At 69.2% G+C, this 24,000-nt stretch carries 24 protein-coding genes and 2 pseudogenes; 10 read left to right on the forward strand and 16 right to left on the reverse strand.

Features of this window, described 5'->3' with window-relative positions:
- The coding region (locus tag Q8Q85_08195; protein MDP3774233.1) for a Uma2 family endonuclease at positions 1-516 on the reverse strand (516 nt) is incomplete at its 3' end.
- Positions 517-666: 150 nt separating this feature from the next.
- On the opposite strand from Q8Q85_08195, the gene Q8Q85_08200 reads away from it, so the two are divergent.
- Both Q8Q85_08200 and Q8Q85_08205 read left to right on the forward strand, forming a co-directional pair.
- A complete protein-coding gene (locus Q8Q85_08200) occupies positions 667-1,278 on the forward strand; it encodes a DNA-3-methyladenine glycosylase (protein MDP3774234.1) in 612 nt (203 codons plus the stop codon).
- A gap of 152 nt (positions 1,279-1,430) precedes the next feature.
- Positions 1,431-1,916, forward strand: a complete 486-nt coding sequence (locus Q8Q85_08205) for a hypothetical protein (protein ID MDP3774235.1) — start codon at positions 1,431-1,433, stop codon at positions 1,914-1,916.
- Positions 1,917-1,919: 3 nt separating this feature from the next.
- On the opposite strand, the gene Q8Q85_08210 is transcribed toward Q8Q85_08205, so the two are convergent.
- The 6 genes and pseudogenes from Q8Q85_08210 to Q8Q85_08235 form a co-directional block, all read right to left on the reverse strand.
- The gene (locus tag Q8Q85_08210; protein ID MDP3774236.1) at positions 1,920-3,122 is read right to left on the reverse strand and encodes an RtcB family protein; all 1,203 of its coding nucleotides are present in this window, start codon (positions 3,120-3,122) and stop codon (positions 1,920-1,922) included.
- A 73-nt stretch (positions 3,123-3,195) separates the two neighbouring features.
- Complete coding sequence (locus tag Q8Q85_08215; GenBank protein MDP3774237.1) at positions 3,196-3,696, reverse strand: hypothetical protein; 501 nt, start codon at positions 3,694-3,696, stop codon at positions 3,196-3,198.
- 30 nt (positions 3,697-3,726) lie between these two features.
- Positions 3,727-4,368 carry a DNA-3-methyladenine glycosylase I gene (locus Q8Q85_08220; GenBank protein ID MDP3774238.1) on the reverse strand — a complete coding sequence of 214 codons (642 nt, stop codon included), beginning with the start codon at positions 4,366-4,368 and terminating at the stop codon, positions 3,727-3,729.
- A 60-nt stretch (positions 4,369-4,428) separates the two neighbouring features.
- Entirely contained in the window at positions 4,429-5,718 is a 1,290-nt protein-coding gene (locus tag Q8Q85_08225) for a TlpA disulfide reductase family protein (GenBank protein ID MDP3774239.1), read from the reverse strand.
- A complete protein-coding gene (locus tag Q8Q85_08230) occupies positions 5,715-6,332 on the reverse strand; it encodes a DUF1684 domain-containing protein (protein MDP3774240.1) in 618 nt (205 codons plus the stop codon). The genes Q8Q85_08225 and Q8Q85_08230 overlap by 4 nt, the downstream gene beginning before the upstream one ends.
- Positions 6,333-6,388: 56 nt before the next feature.
- Positions 6,389-7,117 (reverse strand): annotated as a pseudogene (locus Q8Q85_08235) (hypothetical protein).
- A gap of 238 nt (positions 7,118-7,355) precedes the next feature.
- On the opposite strand from Q8Q85_08235, the gene Q8Q85_08240 reads away from it, so the two are divergent.
- From Q8Q85_08240 to Q8Q85_08255, 4 genes are all read left to right on the forward strand, one after another.
- Positions 7,356-8,033: a hypothetical protein gene (locus Q8Q85_08240; GenBank protein MDP3774241.1), complete on the forward strand. Its 678-nt coding sequence runs from the start codon at positions 7,356-7,358 to the stop codon at positions 8,031-8,033.
- A gap of 342 nt (positions 8,034-8,375) precedes the next feature.
- The gene (locus Q8Q85_08245) at positions 8,376-9,833 is read left to right on the forward strand and encodes an ATP-binding protein (protein ID MDP3774242.1); all 1,458 of its coding nucleotides are present in this window, start codon (positions 8,376-8,378) and stop codon (positions 9,831-9,833) included.
- Entirely contained in the window at positions 9,805-10,191 is a 387-nt protein-coding gene (locus Q8Q85_08250; GenBank protein MDP3774243.1) for a response regulator, read from the forward strand. The genes Q8Q85_08245 and Q8Q85_08250 overlap by 29 nt, the downstream gene beginning before the upstream one ends.
- 42 nt (positions 10,192-10,233) lie before the next feature.
- Positions 10,234-10,419 (forward strand): hypothetical protein, encoded by a 186-nt coding sequence (locus Q8Q85_08255; protein MDP3774244.1) that lies wholly within the window; start codon positions 10,234-10,236, stop codon positions 10,417-10,419.
- On the opposite strand, the pseudogene Q8Q85_08260 reads toward Q8Q85_08255, so the two are convergent.
- The 4 genes and pseudogenes from Q8Q85_08260 to Q8Q85_08275 form a co-directional block, all read right to left on the reverse strand.
- Positions 10,397-10,675, reverse strand: a pseudogene (locus Q8Q85_08260) (hypothetical protein). The gene Q8Q85_08255 and the pseudogene Q8Q85_08260 sit on opposite strands and share 23 nt — an antisense overlap.
- A 235-nt stretch (positions 10,676-10,910) precedes the next feature.
- Positions 10,911-12,083: a beta-aspartyl-peptidase gene (gene iadA / locus Q8Q85_08265; GenBank protein ID MDP3774245.1), complete on the reverse strand. Its 1,173-nt coding sequence runs from the start codon at positions 12,081-12,083 to the stop codon at positions 10,911-10,913.
- A 56-nt stretch (positions 12,084-12,139) separates the two neighbouring features.
- On the reverse strand, positions 12,140-13,132 hold the full coding sequence (locus tag Q8Q85_08270; GenBank protein MDP3774246.1) for an amidohydrolase family protein: 993 nt from the start codon (positions 13,130-13,132) through the stop codon (positions 12,140-12,142).
- Positions 13,133-13,138: 6 nt separating this feature from the next.
- Positions 13,139-14,476, reverse strand: coding sequence for an amino acid permease (locus Q8Q85_08275; protein MDP3774247.1), 1,338 nt, complete (start codon positions 14,474-14,476; stop codon positions 13,139-13,141).
- On the opposite strand from Q8Q85_08275, the gene Q8Q85_08280 reads away from it, so the two are divergent.
- The gene (locus Q8Q85_08280) at positions 14,475-15,776 is read left to right on the forward strand and encodes a TldD/PmbA family protein (GenBank protein ID MDP3774248.1); all 1,302 of its coding nucleotides are present in this window, start codon (positions 14,475-14,477) and stop codon (positions 15,774-15,776) included. The genes Q8Q85_08275 and Q8Q85_08280 overlap by 2 nt on opposite strands.
- 56 nt (positions 15,777-15,832) lie before the next feature.
- On the opposite strand, the gene Q8Q85_08285 is transcribed toward Q8Q85_08280, so the two are convergent.
- From Q8Q85_08285 to Q8Q85_08295, 3 genes are read right to left on the reverse strand one after another with little or no spacing between them, the layout of a single operon-like run.
- Positions 15,833-16,369 carry a hypothetical protein gene (locus Q8Q85_08285; protein ID MDP3774249.1) on the reverse strand — a complete coding sequence of 179 codons (537 nt, stop codon included), beginning with the start codon at positions 16,367-16,369 and terminating at the stop codon, positions 15,833-15,835.
- A gap of 11 nt (positions 16,370-16,380) precedes the next feature.
- Positions 16,381-18,393, reverse strand: a complete 2,013-nt coding sequence (gene ligA / locus Q8Q85_08290) for an NAD-dependent DNA ligase LigA (protein ID MDP3774250.1) — start codon at positions 18,391-18,393, stop codon at positions 16,381-16,383.
- Entirely contained in the window at positions 18,394-19,167 is a 774-nt protein-coding gene (locus Q8Q85_08295) for a GAF domain-containing protein (GenBank protein ID MDP3774251.1), read from the reverse strand.
- A gap of 385 nt (positions 19,168-19,552) precedes the next feature.
- Between Q8Q85_08295 and Q8Q85_08300 the strand changes: the two genes are divergently transcribed.
- Together Q8Q85_08300 and Q8Q85_08305 are read left to right on the forward strand one after the other, a co-directional pair.
- The gene (locus Q8Q85_08300; GenBank protein ID MDP3774252.1) at positions 19,553-20,830 is read left to right on the forward strand and encodes an aminopeptidase P family protein; all 1,278 of its coding nucleotides are present in this window, start codon (positions 19,553-19,555) and stop codon (positions 20,828-20,830) included.
- 9 nt (positions 20,831-20,839) lie between these two features.
- Positions 20,840-21,133, forward strand: coding sequence for a YtxH domain-containing protein (locus tag Q8Q85_08305; protein ID MDP3774253.1), 294 nt, complete (start codon positions 20,840-20,842; stop codon positions 21,131-21,133).
- Here the strand turns inward: Q8Q85_08305 and Q8Q85_08310 are convergent.
- Complete coding sequence (locus Q8Q85_08310) at positions 21,123-21,896, reverse strand: hypothetical protein (GenBank protein ID MDP3774254.1); 774 nt, start codon at positions 21,894-21,896, stop codon at positions 21,123-21,125. The two genes, Q8Q85_08305 and Q8Q85_08310, sit on opposite strands and share 11 nt — an antisense overlap.
- A gap of 29 nt (positions 21,897-21,925) precedes the next feature.
- On the opposite strand from Q8Q85_08310, the gene Q8Q85_08315 reads away from it, so the two are divergent.
- A complete protein-coding gene (locus Q8Q85_08315) occupies positions 21,926-23,251 on the forward strand; it encodes a thymidine phosphorylase (protein MDP3774255.1) in 1,326 nt (441 codons plus the stop codon).
- 427 nt (positions 23,252-23,678) lie between these two features.
- Here the strand turns inward: Q8Q85_08315 and Q8Q85_08320 are convergent.
- A partial coding sequence (locus Q8Q85_08320) for a VIT1/CCC1 transporter family protein (protein ID MDP3774256.1) occupies positions 23,679-24,000 on the reverse strand: 322 nt, incomplete at its 5' end.

Genomic DNA, 24,000 nt, shown 5'->3' on the forward strand with positions numbered 1-24,000 from the left:
GATAGAGAGCTCAGCAGCCGGCTCGCTCACGCGCCACCGCAGGACGTCCGTCACTACCTCCGGCCGCTCGTCCCCCGGCCGCCACACCTCGACCACCGCGGCCTCCACATCCACGATCCAGTACTCGCCCACGTGCTGCGCCTGATAGAGGCGCCGCTTGAGCACGCGGTCGGCCCGTGCCGATGAGGGCGACAGGATCTCGACGGCGAGCAGCAGGGTCCGGAACGTCAGCCAGTCGTTCGTCACTTCAGCCTTCGGTACCACGAACAGGTCGGGCTGAACGAGCGTGTCCTCGTCCCAGGAGATATCCGCGGGAGAGGCGAGGAGTTGGAGGTCTTCCCTCGTTCTCTCGAGGTACGGCAGCAGCGCACCGATGAGCCGCATCTGCACTAGCTGGTGCCGCGGCATGGGGGCCGGCGTCACCAGCAATTCCCCCGCGATGACCTCGTACCGCTTGCCGTCATCGGGGAGCGCGCGAACCATCTCGGCCGTCCAGCGGCCGGCTGTGGCGGGCATAGCCATAGTATTCGTCCTCGGCGGCGTGTGGCGCAAGAGAGAAGCACGCGCCACACTAACACCGAGGGGCCTCGGAACCGGTACCATTTTCACGCAGTACTGGTGCGTTATCTTGCGAGCGGGTCTTCTCCCGTGCGAAGTTCCGGCCCCATGTACCGAAAGGCCGTCAACCACCTGAAGCGGGTGGACCCCAAGCTCGCCAAGGTCATCGCGCGGGTGGGCCCGTGCCGCTTCGGGCGCATCACCGACCACACGCACTTCTACCACCTGGTCCGCGCCATCGTGTACCAGCAGCTTTCGTGGAAGGCTGCCGCGACCATTCACCGCCGCTTCATCGAGCTGTTCGATTCGAGCCCGCCCCGCCCCGAAGCGGTCGCGGCGGAAAGCGAGGAGCGCCTGCGTTCGGCCGGGTTGTCGCGACAGAAGGCGTCCTACATCAAGGACCTGGGCCGCAAGGTGGCCGACGGCGAGGTCCCGTTGGATGGCATCGACGCACTACCGGACCTCGAGGTGATCGAGGTCCTCACCAAGGTGAAGGGCATCGGGGTCTGGTCGGCGCAGATGTTCCTGATGTTCCGCCTCGGCCGACCGGACGTGCTGCCCGTGCTCGACCTCGGCATCCGCAAAGGCGTGCAGCTCACCTACGGCATGCGGTCCATGCCATCACCCAAGCGGGTGCTGAAGCTGGGCAAGGTGTGGTCGCCGTACTCCACGATCGCGAGCTGGTACTTGTGGAGGAGCCTGGACGGGCCGGCGGGATAGTCCGGATCCGCGAACCCGGCGCGCGGGAAGCAACCTGCGAAGTGGTCGGTCACCAGCCCCGCCGCCGGGTCCCGGATCAGCTTTGCGTTCCTTGCGATCAGCCTGTATGGTCGAAGCGGCGCCCGTCCCGGGCGCCGAGGGAGGGCCTGGCCATGGGTATCCTGGACAAGTTGAAGGCGGCCGCCGCGGCGGTGACGGGTGGCGCGGCGCAGGTGACGCTGGAGTACGAGCCGCGAGGCGCGTTGCCCGGCGAGACGATCCGCGTGAAGGTCACCGCGGCCTCCGCCGGTGCGGAGGTGAAGTCGGGGGGCGTGTTCGTGGATCTCCGCGCCGAAGAGCGCATCCGCGTCCCGCGAAGCGCCGTTGCCATGCAGACCAAGGACTCGGTCCTCTCGATGGGCGACATCCACGTCGAGAAGACCACCTTCGAACAGTCCTTCCAGATCGCGCCGCCGCTGGTGCTCGCGCCCAACGAGACCAAGCAGGTCGAGGGCACGGTGCAGGTGCCGCCCGGGCTCGAGCCCAGCTACCGGGGGCCGCATGCCGAGCACCAGTGGCAGATCCGCGGCCGCCTAGACGCCTTCGGGAACGACCCCGATTCCGGCTGGCAGCCGCTGCGGATAGGCGCGAAGGGGTAGGGTTCAGTCCTTGTACGGATCGAACTCCCGGCCGCCCGCCATCACGACGATCAGCGGCCTCAGCGTGTGCAGGACCTCGACGGTGCCACGCTGGGCAGCGAGGACGTCAGGCAGCCGGCGGTAGACGTGCGGGCTCTCGTCGAGTCCCCCGCCGCGCAGCACCACCCCCTTCTGCCGCACCCACGACGACATCATCTCGTGCGAGACGCGGCCCGGCCGGATCACCTCGCCGGTGCGCCGGTTGGTCTTCCCCGCCGCCTCGGTCCGGCTCATCACCCGTCCCGCGCCGTGCACCGTGGAAAAGAGCGCGGCTTCCTGGAGCCGGCGGATCTCCGGGTCGGCGGCCACGGCGCCCTGCACGATCACGGCGTTGTCGCCCATCGAGCCGCCGACGAACCCCTTCTGGCCGGGGAACGCCGGCGTGGCGCCCTTGCGGACGACGTAGTACTGCTCGCCGCCGTGGTCCTCGATCCAGGCGAAGTTGTGGTGGTTGTGCACCAGTTCCACTTCGCGACCGCCGAGGATGGACACGACCTTCCGCGCTACCCACTCGCGGCCGGCGTAGGCGTAGCGACCGGCGAGATTCATCAGCTGCCAGTACGCGTCACCCAGCGGCGCGTGGACCTCGAGCAGGGTCTCGCGCTCGGGAACGCGCGCGCCCCACTGGCGGTTCTGCGCCAGCGCCATGAAGCCGGACGCCACGGTGTGGCCCAGCCCGCGGCTGCCGAAATGCACCCCGACCCAAACGCGGTCGGATTCGTCCGCGAACACGTCCACGTAGTGGTTGCCCGACCCCACGGTTCCGAGCTGCTCGCGCGCCTTCTTCCGGAGCGCGTCGCGCTCGTGCTTGCCGGGGACCGCCTCCCAGGCCGCGTCCGCGAAGAGCGGGTGATCGGTGGGCGCGTCGTTCGCGCGGTTCGTCCGGCCGATCCCGAACGAAATGACGCTCTGGATCTCGTCGGCCAGCGGGTTGAGACGGTCCGCGATCGTGGCGTGCGTGAGGTCGGTCCGGAGGGCGGCGTTGCCGCACGCGATGTCGAAGCCTACTCCCACGACCGACACCCGGTCGCGGTACGCCGCCACGCCGCCGATGGGCATGACGTAGCCCACGTGGCCGTCCGCCATCAGCGCCGCCCGCTCGGCGCGCGACGCCACGTCTCGCAGCTGGTCTAGGGTCTTGGGCTCGTGCGTGCCGAAGATCTGCATCGTCTAATAGTCCTCCGTCACTAACCTGTCCTCCCGGGTCAAGGCCGAGGTAGGGGGGACGCGCCCGCGGGGCCTACCGCGGCAGAAAAATCGCCCCGAAGCCGACCGCACCTGTATTCACCCAATCGCGGTCACTATTGAACAATCGCTGCCCGGCGTCCAGGCGCAGGCCGATGGTATCGCTGAGGCGGGCGACGAAGCCGATCCCGAAATATCCCTCCGGCACGAAGCCTCCATCGCCGATGAGCGCGCCGATCCCGAAACGCAGCAGGACCGCCATATGGTGGTTGGTGAGGCTGAAGACCGGCCCGACTTCGGTGATGAAGCCCGCCGGCGATCGTGCCAGGATGGCGAACGTGAGGTCGCTCCCTGCCCGACGGTTCTGGACGTCGGTCACGCGAAAAGTCAGCAACGTCGCGCCTGCGCCGTCGACGGTCAGGCGCTCGAGTCCGAACGTCTGGGTCGATCCGTGCAGAGCGGCCAGCGTGTCACGTGGTTCCTGTGCGGTGACTGAGCGGGCCGTCGCTACCGTGGCGACAAGCGCTGCTGCGATCCCCATCTTGACGGTGCGCACGAATCCTCCAGCGAGGTGGTGGAGGAGAAGCTACTCGCTCGCCGGGCCGGCGGTACGGGAGTTGTGACGAAGACGGGCTACGGCATGGGTTGCCACTTGGACATGACGAAAGCACGACGTGAGATGATCGTTCACCATCCCCGCCGCCTGCATGTAGGCGTAGCAGATCGTGGGACCCACGAACGTGAAGCCGCGTTTCCTGAGGTCCGTGCTCATCGCTTCCGACTGCGTGGTCGAGGCCGGGACCTGCCCCAGCTTGCGCCACCGGTTCTGCTTCGGCTGCCCGCCCACGAAGCCCCAGATATAGCCGTCGAAGCCGCCGAACCGCTCCTGAACGGCGAGAAACACTCGCGCGTTCTTGACCGCGCCCGCGACCTTCAAGCGGTTGCGGACGATGCCGGGGGTGCGGAGCAACTTGGCGATGCGCGCCGCCGGGTAGCGGGCGACTCGCTCCGGATCGAAGCCGTCGAACGCGTCGCGGTAGGCCTCGCGCTTCTTGAGGATCGTCTCCCACGAGAGCCCGGCCTGCGCGCCGTCGAGCAGGATGAACTCGAAGTGCCGGCGGTCGTCGTGCAGCGGCACGCCCCACTCGGTGTCGTGGTAGGCGCGATAGAGGTCCGACTTCTCGCACCACCCGCAGCGGATGACCGCCCCGGCGTCGCGTGTTGCCACCGTCACTCCGTTCGATGAGTGTGAACCCGCGCCGGAGCTTCCGGAGGCGCGGAACGCCGTCTAGTCCCCGGCGGGCTCCGCAAGCAGCCGCTCCACGATGGTTTCGAGCTCCGCTACGAGCCGTTCGTACTGCCCGCCGAGGGCGGGGCCATAGAAGCCCGCGTGCACACGGCGCACGCGACCGTCGCGGCCGAGAAAGATGAGCGTGGGGAAGGCGATCGGGCCGGAGAGCTGCGGCTGGCCCGCCGCGGCCGCATCGCTGATGCCCGCCAGGAGAAGCGGGAACGGCACGCCGAACTTGTCGCGGAAGCGGCGCACCAACGCGCCGTCAACTGCCGTGTCGCCCGTGACCTCGTAGGCCAGCCCAACCATCTCCAGGCCGCGCTCGTGATAGCGGTTCCACAGCCCGATCAGCGCCGGCTCGGCGTCGTGGCAGGTCGGACACCAGGTGCCCATGATGTTCACCAGCACGACCTTGCCGCGGAACCGCGGGTCCGCGTCGGTGACGATGCGGCCGTCGAGATCGGGAAAGCTGAAGCGGAACGGCCCCGCGGTATCGCCCCGCACGACCTCGGCGGGCGGGCGCAGGTGCGGCGCGCCGGTGCTGCGAACGGCGACGAACGGAGTCTGGGTGCGCAGGCCGGCGTGGAAGACCCCGCGCAGGGTGTCGCCGTCCAATCGCCCCGTGAGCAGGTAGACGAACGAACCGTCGAAGTGCGCCAGGTCGAAGCTGTCGGCCTCGGCGCGGCCCCAGAAAAGTCCGAAGTCTCCCCCCGAGCCGACGATCGTGCCTTCGAGGCCCGTTGCGGCGGCGCGGAACTCGAACCGGCGCGGCGCCCGCCGGCCGTCGGTTTCGAACCACGCGTCCCACCGGCCGAGCAGCCGGACGGCAGGAGCCTCCGCCGGCCAGGTGCCGCGCGCGGCGCGGAATGGGATGGTGCGCGGGCCGCGGCTTCCGACATTATGATAGTCGCCGGTGAGTGAATCTCCGGCGATGCGGGCCGTGATCGTCGCCGCGTAGTCCGCCATCTCAAAAACGAGCGAGTCGCCGCGCTGCCTAACCGCCGAGAATGGGTCGCAGCGGGAGCCGTTACACAAGCGCGCACGCAGGCCGCCGCGCCGCTCCGCCTCGATCACGATGCCGAACCGCAGCGGGCCTCCCGCCAGGTCGAGCACCGCCCGCCACGATCCGGCCGGCGACGGCGGGGAGCCTGGTGCGGCGGGCACGGCGGGCACGGAGGGCACGGAAGGCATGGAGGGCACGGAGGGCACGGAAGGCACGGAAGGCGCGAGCCGCGCCGGCAGGGCGAGCGACGCGATCAGGGCACCCATCCACGTCAGCGGCGTCACGGGCGAGCTCGCACGGGGCGGTCGTCGTGCGCTTGGTACCGCTCGCCGGCCTCGACCTTGGCCGGGATCTCGTTCCCCGGCCAGGGGATCGGGCAGGGATACACGCTGCTGTAGGCACAGAACGGGTTGCGCGCGCGGTTGAAGTCCACGCGGTAGCGGCTGTCGGGGAGCGGGATGAGCGTGACGAAGCGTCCGGCGGGGTAGGTGCCGTGCGCGTTGGTGCTGTCGCGGAAGTAGATGGTCAACTCCGATTCCTCGGTGCCCGGCACGGGGACGCGGTAGACGCGCAAGCTCGTCACCCGTCCGCCCCAACGCACGTCGAACGTGCCTGCGTCGGTGGCCTCTACCTCTACGCCGTCGAGCGTGAGCATCCGTTGGGTGCGCGGGCGCGCTGGCCGCGCTATCGGTCCCGTCACTTCGGCCGTTGCCGAGAATGCATAGAAGCGTGGAGGGGTGGCGTTGCGGATGGGGCCGTAGCGTGCCGGCGAGAGCGAGACCGCCGCGTAGGGCGAGTTCGGCGCCCGCGCCAGCCAGGCCGCGAACTCGGATCGCTCGCGCGCGAGATCGGGCGGCGTCTGGGCGGCGAGGGCCGCCGGAAGGCAGAGAAGCAGCAAGGCGCGCATCACTGGGCTGTAGGATAACACCGGGGCGACGCGACCGGCTGTGGCCGCTAGGCCAGCGGCTTCCCGGGCGCCCAGCCGGCCGACGCGAGGCGCTCCATCAGCGCCAGGACCTCGGAGCGCTCGGCGTAGATGGGCAGCAGCAGCAGGTCGCCCGGCCTCGCCCACTCCAGCGCGGCCTTCACCGCCTCCATCTCCGAGTCCGCATGCGCGAGCGACTCGGCGGGCGCGCCGAGGCGGAGCAGCGCGGTCTTCAGCATCGCGGCCACCTCGCCCCGGGCGCGGCCGGGCAGGTAGATCTCGATTTCCTTGAGCACGATCCGGTCGGGGTGCATCCGCCAGGCGCTGCGCGCGAACTCGATGATCGAGGTGTCGTCGCGATCGCCGGCCTGGCCGAGGGCGTTGGCGACGTTGTGCTTCGCCGCGCCGCCCATGGCGAGCGGGACGTTCTCCACCCGCTCGATCGCCTCACGATTCCTGCCGCGGACGAGCACCAGCTCACCGCTCTCGGCGATGACCGCGTCGCCGCCCGCTGCCACGTGCTCCCGTACGACCGGGTTGTGCTCGTCGAGCGAGATCCAGACCACCGGCGCGGCGATCCTTCGGTTCGACTTCTCCGCCCCCAACTCCTCGACCAGCACCGCGTCGTCCGCGTTGAGGACGAACCGTCCGCCCGCTTTCACGATCCGGCCCACCGTGAACTTCGTTTCCGCCAGCGCGCGGACATCGAAGATCCCCCACTCGCCGAAGTGGCCCTCGGCGACGTTCGTCACGATGGCCGCGTCCGGCTGCCGCCTCGCCTACGACCAGACCGTCGGTGCTCGTGAGCCCCGGCACGAGGCCCGCCGCGCAAACGCATGAGGCGAGGAGCCGGGCGGTGGTGGTCTTGCCGTTGGTGCCGGTGATGAGGACGGTGGGCACGTCGCGCACGCGGCCCCAGTCCGCGTCGTCGGGTTCAGGCAGGCCGGCGGGCGGCCAGGTCATCGAGCCAGAGCCGCCGCCCACCGACACGCCCTTGTGGTCGTAGAGGAAGGTCACGCCGCGCGCGAGGGCCGCGTCGCGCAGCGCGACCAGTGCCGGGTCGCTCTCGTTCACGATCATGCCGTGCAGCCGCGCCGCGCCTTCGCGGGCCGGAGGCTCCGGCCCGCCGGCCGCAATCTCCGCCGCCGCCGCCCAGGCCCATTCGTTGACCTCGGTCGCCGCGTACAGACGGTCGATCGGAGCGCTGATGGCCAGGCTCGCGCCGCCGAGGAACCGCCTAACGATCGCGGACTCGCGGGTCCAGCCCAAGGCGTCCATCATGCGGCGCACCTGGGTTTCCCACGCCGCCACCACGCGATCCCCATCGGCCTCGCGCAGGGAAACGTCGATCACGGCGCCGGGACGGTCCCACAGGAGATTGGGGCCGGGAAGGCGGCGGGAGTCGCGGAGGGTCGGGGGCTTCGTGGGGGCGGGGAGCGGGAGCGGTACCCATCAAACGGCGGACGCGGCTGCGTCCTAGTCCTCCGACTCGCGGGCAAGGCGCACGCCGCGCTCGACGCGCGCGCCGAGTATGAAGTGTTTCTCCGGTTCACCGAGCTGACGCGGGACCGGATCGCGGTGATCATTTCGCACCGGTTTTCGACCGTGCGCATGGCCGACCGGATCCTGGTGCTGCGGAATGGCGAGTTGGTGGAGCGGGGCACGCACGAGTAGTTGCTCGTGAAGGGCAGGCTGTATTCGGAGCTGTTCAACCTCCAGGCGGCGGGGTACCGGTGACGGTCCAGCGACGCGCCGGAGTAGCTGGGCGCATCGTTACCTGCCTCCGGATGGCCACGCGGGACACTGTCGGGCAGCCTTGCGAAGCAGCCGTTTCCGGGCCACATACTACCTGCCATGACCGCCCCGCCCGAAATTCCAGCTCCGACCGAGCCAAGGATCGCGGAGACCCGCCCCGCTCCCGTCCCGGGGCGGGCACTGGCGCTGTCGGTCGCCGCGCTCGTGGTGCCGGTCGTCGGGGGCCTGTTCTTCCCGGAGTCCGTGGGAGAGTACGGGGCCATGCTCTGGCTGCTGGCATTGGTGCCCGCGTTCCTGTTGGCGTATTACCGCGGATGGCGGGGTGTCAGCCTGGCATTCGGAGCGGGGATGGCCGTGCTGGTGATCACGCAGCTGGGCGCCACGCTGACCGATCGCCCGCCGGCAGACTCTCCGCTCCTGCTCCTCGTGATCGCGGCCTACGTTGGCATTACGCTGGGAATCGGCTGGCTCACCGAGATGCTCCGCGACGTCGTCGAGCTGCAGCGCCGCGAAGAAGAGTTCCGTCGTCTGGCCAAGGCGCTTGAGACGATGCAGGTGGGCGTGACGATCACCGATACAGCCGGGCGGATCCTCTACGCCAACCCGGCCGACGCGCGGCAGCACGGGTATGCTGTCGCCGAGGTCATCGGGCAGGACGTAGGCATCTTTGCCTCGGGCGGCTCGCGGAAGCCGCTGACCCCCGAACAACTGCGCCGTCTCTCGAGCTGGAGGCGCGAGAGCAGCAATGTGCGCCGGGATGGCAGCGGTTTTCCGGTGCACCTGCGCTCGGACGTGGTGCTCGGCCGGGATGGGGAGCCGATCGGCGTGGTGACCACGTGCGAGGATATCACCGATCGCCGGGCGTCACAGGAAAGGCTGCAGGAGGCGTACGGGCGGCTGCGCCAGTCGCACGTCGATCTTCAGGCCGCGCAATTGCAGCTGATCGAAGTGGAAAAGCTGGAATCGGTTGGGCGCCTCGCCGCCGGCGTAGCGCACGAAGTTAAGAACCCGTTGATGACGTTGCTCACGGGCGTGAAGTACCTGTCCACCTTCCGGCCGGGGAACGACCCGGAGGTGACGCAGTTACTGGACGACATGCGGGATGCCGTGCTGCGCGCGGACGCCGTCATCAGGGGTTTGCTAGATTTTTCGGCGCCTCACGCCCTTGCCCTCACGCCGCAGAGCCTGAACGCCGTGGTCGAGCGGGCGCTGCCGCTATTGAAGCACGAAGCGGAACGGGCACAGGTGGTGCTGTCGCGCGAACTCGCGCACGACCTCCCCGAGATCGCGCTGGATGGGTTCAAGATCCAGCAGGTCCTGATCAACCTGATCACCAACGCGGCCCATGCGACCCCGCCGGGCGGCCGGATCACCGTCCGTACATCTTTCCGGCCACTGATGCTGATGAGCGGAGTGGCGGGAACTCCGGTCGGCGCCGAGTTTCAGAGTCGGGATTCGGCGGTGTTCGTCGAGGTGGATGACACGGGGAGCGGGATTCCCCCTGCCCAGCTCGGCAAGGTCTTCGACCCGTTCTTCACGACCAAGCCGACGGGGAAGGGAACAGGGCTGGGGCTGTCGGTCGCTCGGCAAATCGTGGAGCTGCACGGGGGCACGCTGCACCTGGACAATCGGCCGGAAGGCGGGGTCCGGGCCACGCTGGTATTCAAATGCAACGCCCAGGAGGGCAACGATGGCAAAGAAGCGAATTCTGCTGGTTGACGACGAGGCGATCGTGACCCGGACGCTCAAGCTGTATCTGGAGGCGACCGGGGCTTACGAGGTGCGGACGGAAAACCACGGACGCCAGGCCGTCGCCACGGCGCGAAACTTCGAGCCCGATCTGATCATGCTCGACCTCATCATGCCCGACACTGACGGCGCGACCATAGCGTCAGAACTCAAGGCGGATGCGCTGCTGAAGAGTGTGCCCATCGTCTTCCTGACCGCCCTCGTGTCAAGGAAGGAAGTGGGGCATGAGGGAAAAGACATCGGCGGGCATCCCTTTCTCGCCAAGCCGGTCGATCCCGAGAAGATCATCGAGTGCATTGAACGGCAACTGTCGCCGAAGGCTCAATGAGCCCCGGAGGGGGTCGGGCTGTCGGGCGTCGAGTGGCAGAAGGTGGCGCTGGCGCGGGCCTACATGCGGGACGCCCAGGTCGTGATTCTGGATGAGCCCACCGCCGCGCTCGACGCGCGCGTCTGCAGCACGATCGTCTCGTTGTACGCCCGCCCCACCGGATCCAGCTCGCCGGATACGCGTACGGATAGAAAATGTCGTGGAAGTGAACCAGGACCCCGGGCTTGAGCCGGGGCAGGACGCGCAGGAAGATGAACGTCACGTCGCTGCCGACCTTGGCAACGTGCGACGTATCCACGAACAGAATGTCAGACGCCTCCAGCCGGTCGAACACCGTGAGCGGGACTTCCTGCACCATCTTGATGTGGGTCTTGGCCGCCGCCAGTTCCTGCGGGGTGAGCAGTGCGTGCAACCGTTTGGGATTCGGCTCGATGAACGTGAGCTCGGGCTTAAGGCCGGCCTGGTCCAGCGCGTCCAGCGTCACCGCCGATGAAACGCGGGTCTCGAAATCGATGTGCCAGGCTTCGCGCACATCCAGGTCGCGGAAGAGCTTCGCGTAGCGGTGGCCGGTGTCGTCGAGCTGCGAGGCAGTGGGGAGCACGCAGACCCGGGCGCGCCGTTCGCGAATCGGCGCAGGATACCCATGTCTCCGCTCTTGTCCTCGGCGCCGCCGATCGGGACAATGTAGCCGCGGCTGGTGCTGTCGTGGAGCGAATCGGTCACGAGCCCGCCCCCTCGAATGTGCCGCGGACCGCCTGCTTTCCGTCCTTCACGTGCCACCGTCCCAGGGCCATCACGTCCGTCACGTCTCCTTTCGTGTCGAGAACCACGAGGTCGGCGTCGGCGCCGACGGCGATGCGCCCCTTGTCCGTGAGGCGGAGCAGGCGCGCCACGTTCGAGGTGAAGGGCGGCAGCACGCGCTCCAGCGCGTTGCCGGTGCGGAGCAGCGACTTCAGCGTGCGCGCCAGGATCCCCGGCTCGCCGATCTCGGATTTCGTGAGGCGGCCCTCACTATCGAAGTTCGCGAGGCAGCCGCCGCCGTCGGAGCTGACGGTGACGAGCTGGGCGGGAAGGCCGGCGTCGAGGTAGCGGAGCAGCGCTTCCTCGGCACTCCACGCGTCTTCCCCCTCGCGGACGGGGAAGGCCGTGATGTCGATGGTGCAGCCGCGTCCCGCGAGTGCGAGCGCTTCGTCGAAGAGGGCCCGGCGCCGGTTCACGTGAGTCGGATTGAAGACACGGGCCGGGATCTCGCTCCGGTCGAGGGCGCGCCGCAGCAGGTCGAGCCCGCGCGGCCCGTCGCCGATGTGGAAGTGGGCGATGCCGGCCTTCCCGGACATCATCCCCGCGACATGGGCCTCGGCGGCGAGCTTCTGCACCTCGTCCGGCCGGGGCTGGCTCGAGCGGTGGTCGCTCAGCGCGATCTCGCCGACGCCGATGATGCGGTCCACGTTCACGATGTCGCCGCGGACGGAGCCGGTGAGCGTAACGGGTGGGATGTGGTAGCCGCCCGTGTGACAGTACGCGGTGATGCCTTCGGCACCAAGGGCGCGCGTCGCGGCGAGGAGCGAGGCGGTGTCACGGGTGACGTCGTCGGTGCCAAGGACGCCGACGACGGTCGTGGTGCCTCCGGCGGTGAAGCTGCTGAGGGGCACGGGTGGGACGCGGGTGTGCGGGCCTGCCTCGCCGCCGCCGCCCGTGACGTGCACGTGACAGTCGATGAGGCCCGGGATCAGCCGCTTGCCCGCCAAGTCGCACTCGGCGACGCCAAGCGATGCCGGGAGCTTCGGGATGTCCGTGCCGATCCACACCACCTTGCCCGCGGCCACGAGGACGTGTCGGCGGCCCAATGGCTCCGGGGTGTAGACCTCGGCGTTCAGCAGGAGTTCGAGCATGAATGTGGGAAGTTAGCGGGTGAAGCAGTGAGGGGGGAAGGCGCCGAGCGCGGACTTCAGTTCTCGTCGCGAAGCGCGAGCAGCCGCGCTGCGTTCCCTCCCAGGATCGCCGCCTTCTCTCCCTCCGAGAGCGGAAGCCCCCGGATGCTCTCCAGCATCGACGGGATGCTGCCGATCTGATGCGGATAGTCGCTGCCCGCGAGGATGTGCTCCGCGCCCGCAAACTCGATCGCCAGCCGGAGCGCCCCCGGGTCGAAATTCACCGTGTCGTAGTAGAACCGCTTGAGGTACTCGCTAGGCGGACGGCCGATGTGCGCGCGGCAATCGCGGAACGCGTGATACCCGCGGTCCAGCCGCTCCGCGATGTAGGGTATCGCGCCGCCGAGGTGCGAGAGCACCCAGGAGATCCGCGGGTACTTCTCGACCACGCCACTGAAGACCAGCTTGGCCGCGGCGAGCGTCGTGTCGAACGGGAACCCGACCAGCGGCATCAGCCAGTAGTCCGTCATCGCTTCCACGCCTACCGGAGCGGTGGGGTGGATGTGGAGGACCGCGTCCAGCTCGTTCGCGGCCCGGTAGAGCGGTTCGTAGCGTGGGTCGGCGAGCGCCACGCCGTTCACGTTGCTGAAAAGCATCGCGCCGCGAAGGCCCCCCTCGGTCATCGCCCGCCTGAGCTCTCGCGCCGAAGCGGCGGGATCGTTCAGCGGCAGCGTGGCGAGGGCCGTGAACCGCGACCCGCGCTCCCGGGCGATCGCGGCGAAGGCGTCGTTCACGAGGCGCGCCAACTCCACCGCCCGGGCCGGTGTCTCCACGTGCGTGCCGGGCGTAGTGAACGTCAGTACCTGCGTATCCACGCCCTCGTGCGCGAGCACGCCGTCGCGGTACGAGATGTCGCGGTGTCCCGGAACGGCGACGTTGTAGTCGCCGGGGTAGTGGAGGACGGGGTTGCTTTCCTCGTCGGTGGTCAGGCGGACGCTGCTGCGTCCGGCCCGCAGCTCGTCGAGGTACGCGGGCGGGTAGAAGTGGTTGTGGAAGTCGATCACGCGCACGCGCGTTCACCCTCCGGCGCGCGGTCGGCGCGCCCAGACGAAGTAGACCGGCAGCCCCGCCGCCACGACCGCGAGGCCGATGAGGCTGTCGAGCGGCGCCGAGACGATCTGCCTAACGGCGACCGCCACCGCCGCGACGATGAAGATGACCGGTACCACGGAGAAGCCCCACGCAGTGTAGCGTGGCACGTAGTCCTTCCGCCGCCTGAGTATCAGGAGGCCGGCCGCCATCAACGCGAAGAATATCCACTCGGTGTAGATCACTCGCGAGAAGAGCTGCGCGTACGTCCCCGTCGCCACCAGCACCGACGACCAGACCGCCTGGAGAAGGATGGCGCGGTGCGGCGTTCGGAAGGTCGGGTGGACGTCGCCGAACCAGCGGAAGACCAGCCCGTCCTGCGCCATCGCGTAATAGACCCGCGGGCCCGCTAGGACGATCCCGGAGAGCGCGCCCAGCGTGGAGAGGATGACGACACCGGCCATGACGTCCGCGCCGCCTGAGCCGAGCAGCACGTCTGCCGCGTCGGCGGCCACCCTGGACGAGGCGGTCATCACGTCGAGCGGCAGCACGTAGAGGTAGACGGCGTTGAGGGCGATGTAGCACGCGGTCACCAGCAGCGTACCCAAGACGAGGGCGCGCGGCATCGTGCGCTCGGGCGCCAGCGTCTCGTCGCTGGCGTACGTCACCATGTGCCATCCGCCGAAGGCGAAGAGGCCGGCGCCGACCGCGAGTATGAACCCGCCGGCCGTGGCGCCCGCGTTAGGCGGCGCCACGAAGTGCTCCGGCACGCGGCCGCCCAGCGCTACTCCGATCGCCACGATGCCGATGACGGCGACCACCTTGGCGATCGTTAGGCCGGTCTGCAGCGAACTACCCTGCCTAACGCCGAGGAGATTGATGGCGGAGAGGGTGAGGATCGCGCCGATGGCTACGGCGCGGTTCAGGGCCGGTCCCATCGGCACGAAGTGCCCGACATAGCGGCTGAAGACGACGGCGATCGCGGCGACTATCCCGGAGTGCATGCTCCAGAGCATCGCCCAGCCCCATAGAAAGCCGAGCGCGGGCCCGTACGACTCCTTGAGGAAGACGTAGACGCCGCCGCTCCGGGGGAACGCGGACGCCAACTCCGCGCAGATGAGCGCGCCCGCCAGGGTGAGCGCGCCCGCGGCGGCCCACGCCGCGAAGACCCCGCCCACGCTCGGCACTTGCGCGCCGATCACCGACGGCTGCACGAATATGGACGCGCCCAGGATCGTCCCCACCACCATGGCGGTGGCGCGCACTGGGCCGATGGAGCGGCGAAGCTCGACCGCGGCGGACGGCATGCAGTAGTTTACGGTCATGATCGAGAAAACGCTGGAGCTGGCCTCGAGGCGCGCTACCGCGGCGGACGCTATCCTCCGCGACGAGTCGCAGCTCACGCTGAAGTTCGAATCCGGCCGCCTCAAGGAGAACGCACTCCATCAGGAAGCCGGCCTCAACCTCCGCGTATTCACCGACGGCCGCTACGGCGTCGCGGGAACCACCGACCTCGCCGGCATCGAGGACGTCGTGTCGCGCGCCTTCGCCTCGGCGGAGCAGGGCGACGCGCTCACGTTCGAGCTGCCTCGGGCCCAGCCGGTCCCCGGCCTGTCCTGCTTCGACGACCGCGCGGCCGGCATGGACGTCGCGTCGCTCGCGGCGATCGGCCGGAGCGTAGTGGAGCGCCTGTCCAGGCCGGGCTGGCAGGTGAACGCGTCAATGGACCGCTCCGTCGAGACCACGACCTTCGCCAACACCACGGGTCAGTCGTTCACCTATCGCGCCACGGCGGTGAGCGTCTCGGCGGAAGTCGTGCGCGTGTCCGGCGACGACGTGCTCATGGTGTACGACGACGCTTCCTCGAACGGCATTCCCGATGACGCCGAGCTGGCGCGCATCGTGACCAGCATCCTGACGCGCATGGAGCGCGCCGAGCGCATCGTGGAGCCGCCGGAGGGCAAGCTTCCGGTGCTCTTCACGCCGAACGGGAGCGCCGCGGTGTTCATGCCGCTGCGCCAGGCGCTTTCCGGCAAGTCGGTGCTCCAGGGAGTCTCACCGCTGGGCGGGAAGCTCGGCGAAGTGCTTTTCGACTCGGCGCTGACGCTGTTCGACGACCCGCTCGTGCCGGGCCGGGTGGGGAGCCGTCCAGCGGACGACGAGGGAGTCCCCTCGCGCCGGCTTTCGCTGGTCGAACGCGGCACGGTGCGCGCGTTCGTCTACGACCTCGAGACCGCGGCGCGCGCCAAGACGGCGTCCACGGGCCACGGCCGCCGCGGGACGTTCGGGAAGCCCGGCATCAGCTACTCGAACCTGGTGATGGACGTCGGCGCGCTCGACGAGGCGGCGCTGCTGAAGGAGGTCGGCCACGGCCTCATCGTGGACGAGTTGATCGGGGTAGGGCAGGGGAACGTCGTGGGCGGCGCGTTCTCGCATCCGGTCGCGCTGGCGTTCCGGGTGGACGGCGGCGAGATCACCGGCCGCGTGAAGGACGCCGCGGTCGCCGGGAACGGTTATGAGCTGCTGAAGCGGATCCGCGCGATCGGGAAGGACGCGAAATGGAACGGGGGCACCCGACTGGTGCCCCCGATAGTCATTGATGCTGTGAACGTCGCTCGCCGCTGAAGGACTCGCGGCTGAAGCCGCGGCTCGGCGAAAAGACTGTCGCTAAAGCGACGGTTCTAGGCCGTCCCGAGCACCGTGCGGTAGTCCGCGCCCTGCGCCATGTGCTGGTAGAGCGACGTCAGCGTCTCCGGCGAGCCCACCAGCCAGCGGCAGCGATGGTCGTTGCGCGACCGGCACTCCACCTCCATCACGGCGAGCCCCGCGTCCGCGATGCGGGTCATGAAGTCCGCGAGCAACCCGGACGTGAAGTAGCAGGACGGGTACTGGAGCCCCGCGTCCGGCTGCGCCTCGGGCCAGTTCATGGAGTCTATCGCGAAGGTCGCCTCGCCCTGGGTGTTGACCTCGACGGTGCCCCAGCCCAGCGACGAGAAGAACCGCGACAGCACCTCGGCCAGGCGCGGCGCCGCCAGCTCCTTCGGATCCTCTACACCGGCCACGCTCGGCAGCCAGGCCGCGAAGGCCTTGTACGCGCCTTCACCGGCGGCGTAGCCGGCTTCCTGAAGGGCCGGTGCGCCCACCCGGTCGCGCAGCGCGTAGAGCGCGCGCGGCGAGAGCGCGACCAGCGACGAAGCCACCAGGGAGATGTCGGTCATCGGGGCTGAATCTAGGCCGATTCGGAGAGCTTGTCCAACAGCATCGCCTCGTCCCAGACCGCGATGCCGAGGGCCTTGGCCTTGTCGAGCTTGCTCCCCGGCTCCTCACCCGCCACGATGGCCGTCGTCTTCTTCGAGACGCTCCCCGTCACCGTGCCGCCCGCCGCCTCGATCTTCTTCGTCGCCTCGGTCCTTGAGAGCGTGGGAAACGTGCCCGTCAGCACGAACGTCTGGCCCTCGAAGGGCCCGGGGGCGGCCGTGCGCTGCGGCTCGCTCATCTTGAGTCCCGCCTCACGCAGCCGGTCCATCAGTTCCCGGTTCCGTGGCTCGGCGAAGAACGCCGCGACCGCCTCCGCGATCGTCGGCCCGATGCCGCGCACCTCGCCGATCGCTTCGGCCGAGGCCTTCATGAGGGCGTCCATCGTCCCGAACCGCCGCGCCAGCAGCTCCGCCGCGCCATCACCCACATGCCTGATTCCGAGCGCGAACAGCAGCCGGGAGAGCGGCTGCTTCTTCGAGGCCGCGATCGCCTCCACCAGCTGCTCGGCCGACTTCGCGGCGAAGCCGTCGAGCTCGACCAGCTGATCGGCTGGCAGCCGGTAGAGATCCGCTACGTCCGCGATCAGCTTGGCGTCGAGCAGCTTCTGCACCCGCTCGTAACCCAGGCCGCGGATGTCCATCGCGCCCCGCGAGGCGAAGTGGACGATGCTCTCCAAGACGCGGCCCGGGCACGAGACGTTGGGGCAGTACGTCATGATCTCGTCCTGCGGCCGCTCGACCTTTGAGTCGCAAGCGGGACAACGGTCGGGCATCGTGAACGCCCGCTCGCTGCCGCTGCGCCGCTCGCGCACCGGCCCCAGCACCTGCGGTATCACCTCGCCGGCGCGAGTCACCTCGACCCAGTCGCCGACCAAGATGTCCTTGGCCGCGATGAGGTCCGCGTTGTGCAGCGTCGCCGTTGAGACGGTGACGCCTCCGATCTCTACCGGCTCCAGTTCGGCGTAGGGGTTGAGCGCGCCGGTGCGGCCGACGTTGATCTTGATGTCGAGCAGCTTCGTGACCGCGACCTCCGGTGCGAACTTGCGGGCGATGGCCCACCGCGGCTCCCGGTCACCGATGGTGCCCAACTCGTCGTGCAGCGCGAGCCGATCCACCTTGACCACCACGCCGTCCGCGCCGAAGGGCAGCTCGCCGAGCTTCGGCTCTAGCTCCGCGACCGCGGCGCACCCGCCGGCGAGGTCCTTCACGCGTTCCCGGTGCGGCTCCACGCGGAAGCCCCACTCCGCCAGGCCGTCCAGCAGCTCGCGCTGGGTCTTGAATGGGAGTTTCGCGCCCGGCGCCTCGAGCGTGAACGCGAAGAAGCGCAACCCGCGCTCGCGCGTGAGCCGCGAGTCGAGCTGCCGGAGCGCACCGGCCGCGGTGTTGCGCGGGTTGGCGTAGAGCGGCTCGCCGGCCTCCGCGCGTTTTCGGTTCAGCGCCTCGAACGCGTCAATAGGCAGATAGACCTCGCCGCGGACCTCCATCAACGCCGGAAAGCCCTTGCCCTGGAGCCGCAGCGGGATGTCGGGGATGGTGCGCAGGTTCGCCGTCACCACCTCGCCCACCACGCCGTCGCCGCGGGTCGCTCCCCGCGCCAGCACGCCGTCTCGGTAGGTGAGGCACACCGCGGCGCCGTCTATCTTCACCTCGACGGTGTAGCCCGCCGCGCGCACGTCGGGTGCGATGCGCGCGTTGCGATCCTCCCACCCTTGAAGCTCCGCGTCATCGAAGGCGTTGGCGAGGGAAAGCATCGGCACCATGTGCTGGTGCTTCTCGAAGCGCTTGGCGGGCTCGGCGCCGACGCGCAACGTGGGGGAATCGGGGGTGCGGAGGTCCGGGTGCGTGGCTTCGAGGTCCTGAAGCTCGCGGAAGAGGCTGTCGTACTCCGCGTCGGACATCTCCGGCGCGTCCAGCACGTAGTACGCGTGGATGGCGCGGTTCAGCGTGCGGCGCAGCAGGGCGGCGCGCCGCGCGGCATCGGGCATCTACCCCTTCGCCTCTTCGGCGACGACGGCCATCGTCACGCCGACCAGACGCTCCAGCTCCGCGGCCGAGCTCTGGGGAAGGAGCTGCTCGATCGAGGCCTGGTCGTGCGACGTGAAAGCGGTCAGCAGCCGCTGGAGGTAGGAGACCAGCGCGAGCCGCTGCATGTCCGCACGGCGCATCTCCTCGCCCGTTTCCTTCGAGCGGCGGACCAGCTGCTCGTAGCGGTGCGCGTTCCGGAGCGCCTTGCCGGTCAGCTCCGCCACGACCTGGCAGAAGCGGATGTCGGCGTCGCTGAAGGTGCTGCCGTCCTTGAACGTCCGGAGGAACAGGCAGCCGATGGCCGCGCCGCGGTACTTGATCGGCACCACTGTGATCGAGCGCACCCTCCGCCGGTCGAGCGCGCCCTTCACGTGCGAGAGGAGCGGGTCGCCGGGCGCATCGGCGACGAACACCGTCGCGCCGGTTACCATCGACTGCTTGATCTCCGGGTAGCGCGTGAGGTCGATGACGACGTTGCGGATGGTCGGGTCCTCGTAGGAAGCCACCAGCCGCGCGGTTCGCCCTCCCTTGTCGGAGAGGATGATGCTGGCGCGATCGAGCCCGAACGACTCGCCGATCTTCCGGGCGATGGCCTGGAGGATGTCCACGAAGTGCAGCGTGCCGGAGATCTCCTGGAGAATGTCCACGATCGCGAGCAGGTGCTCGCGCTCGCGCTCCAGCTCCTCGATGCGCGCCGAGAGGGCCGCGGCGGCCTCGGTCTGCGGTGTCGTCATGCCTCGAAGCTTCGGCTCCGGCGAGGCCCGCGTCAAGCGGGTTGCCGCCCCCCAGCCCTCCGAGTACGTTCAGCGTCCCATGAGAACAAGGCGCACAGGCGCACCGACGCACCGACGCACGGGCGCACCGACGCTCAGACGCACGGGCGCACAGCCGCGCAGACACACGGGCGCACCGACGCTCAGACGCACGGGCGCACAGCCGCGCAGACACACGGGCGCACCGACGCTCAGACGCACGGGCGCACAGCCGCGCAGACACACGGGCGCACCGACGCGCAGACGCACAGGAAGAGCCCTGGCCCTGGCGGCGTCACTGGTCGTCGCTGCAGGGACCCTCTCCGCCCAGCAAGCGCCGCCGCCCTACATCGCTGCGCTTCCCGGAATGGGTCGGCCGATCGACATCGCGGCCACCACGGGCCGGCGCCAGAGGTTGATGGACCGCCTGGGCGACGCGGTGGTCGTGATCCCCGCAGCGCGCGAGCGCGACATCGAGCAGGACTATCCGCAGGACAACGATCTGCGGCAGCACAACACCTTTTTCTATTTCTCGATGCTCGAGGCGCAGGACGCGTGGATCGTGATGAATGCCCGCGCGGCCGGGGCGGACGAAGCGGTCCTGCTGCTCCCGGAACGCAACCCGCGGCGCGAGCGATGGACCGGGATAAGGCTGGCTCCCGGCGCGGAAGCCGTGTCGCTCACGGGGTTTCCTTCCGCGCTGAGCGTGAGGGCGATCGACAGCGTCCTGACCGCCGCGATGTCCCGCGGCGTGCCGGTGTACGCGCCGCTGGACAATACCACGCGCTACGAACCCCTCGTTCAGCGCCTCCGTGGCGACTCGGCGCGGGTCCAGCTGCGGAACCTGCGCCCGGTGGTCGATTCCATGCGGCTGGTGAAAGAGCCGATCGAGATCGCGGCGCTGCGCAGGTCTGCCCAGATCAGCGCCGAGGCCCACGCCGACCTCATGAGGCAGGCCCGGCCGGGGATGTTCGAGTACCAGCTCGAGGCGATCATCGAGGCCGGTTTCCGGAGCCGCGGCGCCGACCGGCTCGGCTACCCGAGCATCGTGGGGAGCGGCATCAACGGCACCACGCTCCACTACGATGTGAACCGTCGCCAGACGCAGGCGGGCGACCTGGTGGTCGTGGACGCGGCGGCGGAGTGGGGCCAGTACACCGCCGACGTGACGCGCACCTTCCCCATCAACGGCACTTTCACGGCGCGGCAACGCGCGATCTACGATCTCGTGCTGGCGACGCAACAGGCGGCGATGGACTCGGTCCGGCCCGGCATCACCATGGGGCGGCTGGGCCAGATCGCGCGGACTTACATGCGCGATCACTCCGGCGCGCTCTGCGCGCCGCAGACCTGCGACGGGTACTTCATCCACGGCCTGGGCCACTGGATCGGCATGGACGTCCACGACGTCGGGCCGTACAACCTCCCATTGGCGCCGGGGATGGTGTTCACGATCGAGCCCGGGATCTACATCCCCGCCGAGTCGCTGGGCGTGCGGATCGAGGACGACCTGCTGGTGACGGCGACGGGTTTTGAACTATTGTCTGGCGCGGCGCCGCGGACGGCGGCCGACGTCGAACGGGTGATGAGGGAAGGCCGGGAGCCGCGCCCGCGCGCCGACGCGCGCCGCGGCAGCCCGCGTTAGGAGGCTATGATGGCCAGGGACGAGCTACCGGACCCGGCGGACGCCGGTGAGGACGAGGATACGACCATGGAAGACACCCAACACTCGGGCGCGCGGACGTTCGTCGCGGGCCTCCTCATTGGCGCGCTGGTGGGTGCGGGGGTGGCGTTGCTCTTCGCGCCGCAGAGCGGCGCCGACACGCGGCGGGTGATCAGGCGACGCGCCAAAAAGCTCGCCGCCGGCGCGGAGGACCGCTACGACGATCTGAAGGACCGTCTGCGGCAGGCGCGCCGGCGGCGCGAGGAAGACGAAGCTACCGGCTGATGCGCTGTAGCAGCTCGGTCGCCTGCTGCTTGTACTGCGGATCCATGGGGTCGCAGCCGAGCGCCAACTGCCCCACCTGCTCCAGGTGCGGCCGCGCCTCCTCCCGGCGGTCGGCGTCGATCAGCGCCTCCGCCAGATCCAGATGATGGTAGATGTTCTGCGGGTTGATGGTGATGGCCTGGGTGAAGTAGTTCACCGAGTTGTCCCACGACGCCTGGCTGAAGATCGAGGCGCCGAGGAACGTCCGCGCGAAGAACTTCGTCATGCCCGGCAGCCTCTGGATCTCGGCGTTCCAGCGGCCGAGCACGTGCATCGCGCCGTCGTGCCGCGGGTCGAGCTCGGTGGCGCGGAGCGCCTCGTCGCGGATCACCCGCGACAAGCGCACCCGGGCGCGCGCACCCATCGTGAGGGCCACTCGCCCGACGGCGACCGCCGTCATGTAATGGCCGTCGGCCCCGTTGCTGTTGACGCGCACCGCGCGCTCGGCCAGCAGCTTGGACTCGGCGTAGACGGTGTCCCGCTGAGCACGCTGCGCGTTCGGCATCATCTTGCCGATGTCGGCAAGCTCGCGCGCCGCCTTCCAGTTCGCCTCGTAGTTGAGCGAGTCGACGGCCAGGGCCGCCTGGAAGTGGGCCAGCGCTTCCTGAGGGTTGCGGCGGCACCGGGCGGCGTCGCCCAGTGCGATGTGTTCGGTCGCGCTCTGTGCCAGCAGGGGCGCCGCGCAGAGCGCGAGGGAAGCCGCGAGGGTAATGGCTCGCATCATGCCCACTCCACAGTGTTGAGGACGACCTAATGTTCGTTCCGGGACTCATCGAGCGCAAGCGTGACGGCGGATCCCTCACTGCCGGAGAGTGGCGGGACCTCTTGAGCGCGTATGCCGAGGGGCGGGTTCCGGACTACCAGATGTCGGCCCTGCTCATGGCTTGTTTCCTCCGCGGCCTGAGCCGGGACGAGGCTGCCGCCCTGCTCGACGGCATGCTGGCTTCGGGCAGCCGCCTCGACTTCTCGAGCCTCGGCAAGCCCGTCATCGACAAGCACTCGACCGGCGGGGTGGGCGACAAGGTCTCGCTGGTGCTCGCGCCCCTGGCCGCCGCGTGCGGCCTCGCCGTCCCCATGATGTCGGGCCGCGGCCTGGGCCATACCGGCGGCACCCTCGACAAGCTCGAAAGCATCCCGGGCTTTCGGACCAACCTCACCCTGGCCGAGACCCGCGCCCAGATCGAGAGGATCGGCTGCGCGATGATCTGCCCGACGCCTGAAGTGGCGCCGGTGGACAAGAAGCTCTACGCCCTGCGCGACGTTACCGCCACTGTCGAATGCATTCCGCTCATCGCCGCGAGCATCATGTCGAAGAAGCTCGCCGAGGGGCTGAACGGCCTGGTGCTCGACGTGACGATGGGGAGCGGTGCGTTCATCACGGAGAGGGAGCGCTCGATCGAGCTGGCGGAGGCGATGATCCGCCTGGGCGAGGACCGGGGCTGCCCCACCGTGGCAATGCTCACCGCGATGGACCGGCCGCTGGGCCGCGCCTGCGGCAATGCGCTTGAGGCGGAGGAGGCTATCATGTCGCTCCGCGACGAAGGTCCCGAAGACCTGCACGACGTCACTATCGCCCTCGGCGTGGAGATGCTCGTTCTGGCGGGCGAGAAGGACCGCCAGAAGGCTGGGGCGCGCCTCGAGAAGGCGATAACGAGCGGCAAGGCGGCGGAGCGGTTCGAGCAGATTATCGAGGCGCAGGGCGGGAACCCGGCGGTCGTGGAAGATCCCGCGTTACTGCCCCAGGCTGCCGAGGTCGAGGTCTACTACTCGCGCTCGGCGGGGACGATCCTGGAGGTGCAGCCACGGCCGATCGGCCGCGCCATCGTCCAGATGGGCGGCGGCCGCCAGAAGGTGGACGACGGGGTGGATCCCACGGTCGGGTTCGTCATCACCGCGCGGCCCGGCCAGAAGGTCCACGTCTCCGAGCCGCTCGCCTCTATCTTCGCGAAGGACAAGGCCGGCATCGAGCTGGCGCGCAGGGCGCTCGACGAAGCCATCCGGATCGGGGAGGGGAAGGCCGCTCCGCTGCCACTGGTCGCGGCGCGGGTCACCGGTAAGGGGATGGAGACGCTCGGCTAGCCGATCAACGGCGGCTTGGGGCCCGCGCCCGGTCCCCAGTCGTCTCCTTCGAATCCGTCCTCCGGCCGCGTCGAGGCGTCGAGATCCTTCACCTCGCGCTCCGCCCGCTCCAACTCCTCATGGTCGATCCCGTCGTCGTCGTCATCTACCTGACGACTGCCTCCTTGCCTCCCACTGCGCGTCTGCGCGTCTGCGCGTCTGTCTTGGGGTCTGTCCGTCTCCCGCGTCTCCCCCATTCGCCTGACGGTCGTGATGAATCCCCAAACCACCAGCGCCGCGAGGACTCCCCAGAACAGATTCACCAGTTAGCCCCCCGGGCCCAGTCATGTCTCCCCTGTCTCCCTTTACTCCCCCTACTCCCCTTTCTCCCCTTTCTCCCCTTTCTCCGCTTTACTCCCCTTTCTCCGCTTTACTCCCCAGTCATCCATCACAACGCCTTCGCCACCAGACCACCGACCACGTATCCCACCACCGCCACCCCCACCCCGACGACGAACATGTCCATCCCGCTCCGGATCACGCCTCGTCCGGTGAACACGCTGCGCGCCCCGCCCACCGCGAAGTGCGACAGCATCGAGATGGTGAACGAGGTCGCCATGGCCGGCGTGCCGCTCATGACCAGGAAAGGTGCGACCGGGATCAACGCGCCGATCGCCGTGGCGGTCCCGGTCACCAGCCCTTCGCGCAGTGGCGTGCTGCGCTGGTCGCCGATCTTCAGCTCCTCGCGGACCTTTTCGGCAAGCGCGCGC

This window comes from Gemmatimonadales bacterium (genome assembly GCA_030697825.1).
Lineage (GTDB): Bacteria > Gemmatimonadota > Gemmatimonadetes > Gemmatimonadales > JACORV01 > JACORV01.

Coding starts and splice junctions, on each gene's coding strand:
- Q8Q85_08200 (MDP3774234.1), top strand. CDS start 667: ATGTACCGAAAGGCCGTCAACCACCTGAAGCGGGTGGACCCCAAGCTC.
- Q8Q85_08205 (MDP3774235.1), top strand. CDS start 1,431: ATGGGTATCCTGGACAAGTTGAAGGCGGCCGCCGCGGCGGTGACGGGT.
- Q8Q85_08210 (MDP3774236.1), bottom strand. CDS start 3,122: ATGCAGATCTTCGGCACGCACGAGCCCAAGACCCTAGACCAGCTGCGA.
- Q8Q85_08245 (MDP3774242.1), top strand. CDS start 8,376: ATGCTCTGGCTGCTGGCATTGGTGCCCGCGTTCCTGTTGGCGTATTAC.
- Q8Q85_08250 (MDP3774243.1), top strand. CDS start 9,805: ATGGCAAAGAAGCGAATTCTGCTGGTTGACGACGAGGCGATCGTGACC.
- iadA (MDP3774245.1), bottom strand. CDS start 12,083: ATGCTCGAACTCCTGCTGAACGCCGAGGTCTACACCCCGGAGCCATTG.
- Q8Q85_08280 (MDP3774248.1), top strand. CDS start 14,475: ATGATCGAGAAAACGCTGGAGCTGGCCTCGAGGCGCGCTACCGCGGCG.
- Q8Q85_08275 (MDP3774247.1), bottom strand. CDS start 14,476: ATGACCGTAAACTACTGCATGCCGTCCGCCGCGGTCGAGCTTCGCCGC.
- Q8Q85_08285 (MDP3774249.1), bottom strand. CDS start 16,369: ATGACCGACATCTCCCTGGTGGCTTCGTCGCTGGTCGCGCTCTCGCCG.
- ligA (MDP3774250.1), bottom strand. CDS start 18,393: ATGCCCGATGCCGCGCGGCGCGCCGCCCTGCTGCGCCGCACGCTGAAC.
- Q8Q85_08295 (MDP3774251.1), bottom strand. CDS start 19,167: ATGACGACACCGCAGACCGAGGCCGCCGCGGCCCTCTCGGCGCGCATC.
- Q8Q85_08300 (MDP3774252.1), top strand. CDS start 19,553: ATGGGTCGGCCGATCGACATCGCGGCCACCACGGGCCGGCGCCAGAGG.
- Q8Q85_08305 (MDP3774253.1), top strand. CDS start 20,840: ATGGCCAGGGACGAGCTACCGGACCCGGCGGACGCCGGTGAGGACGAG.
- Q8Q85_08310 (MDP3774254.1), bottom strand. CDS start 21,896: ATGATGCGAGCCATTACCCTCGCGGCTTCCCTCGCGCTCTGCGCGGCG.
- Q8Q85_08315 (MDP3774255.1), top strand. CDS start 21,926: ATGTTCGTTCCGGGACTCATCGAGCGCAAGCGTGACGGCGGATCCCTC.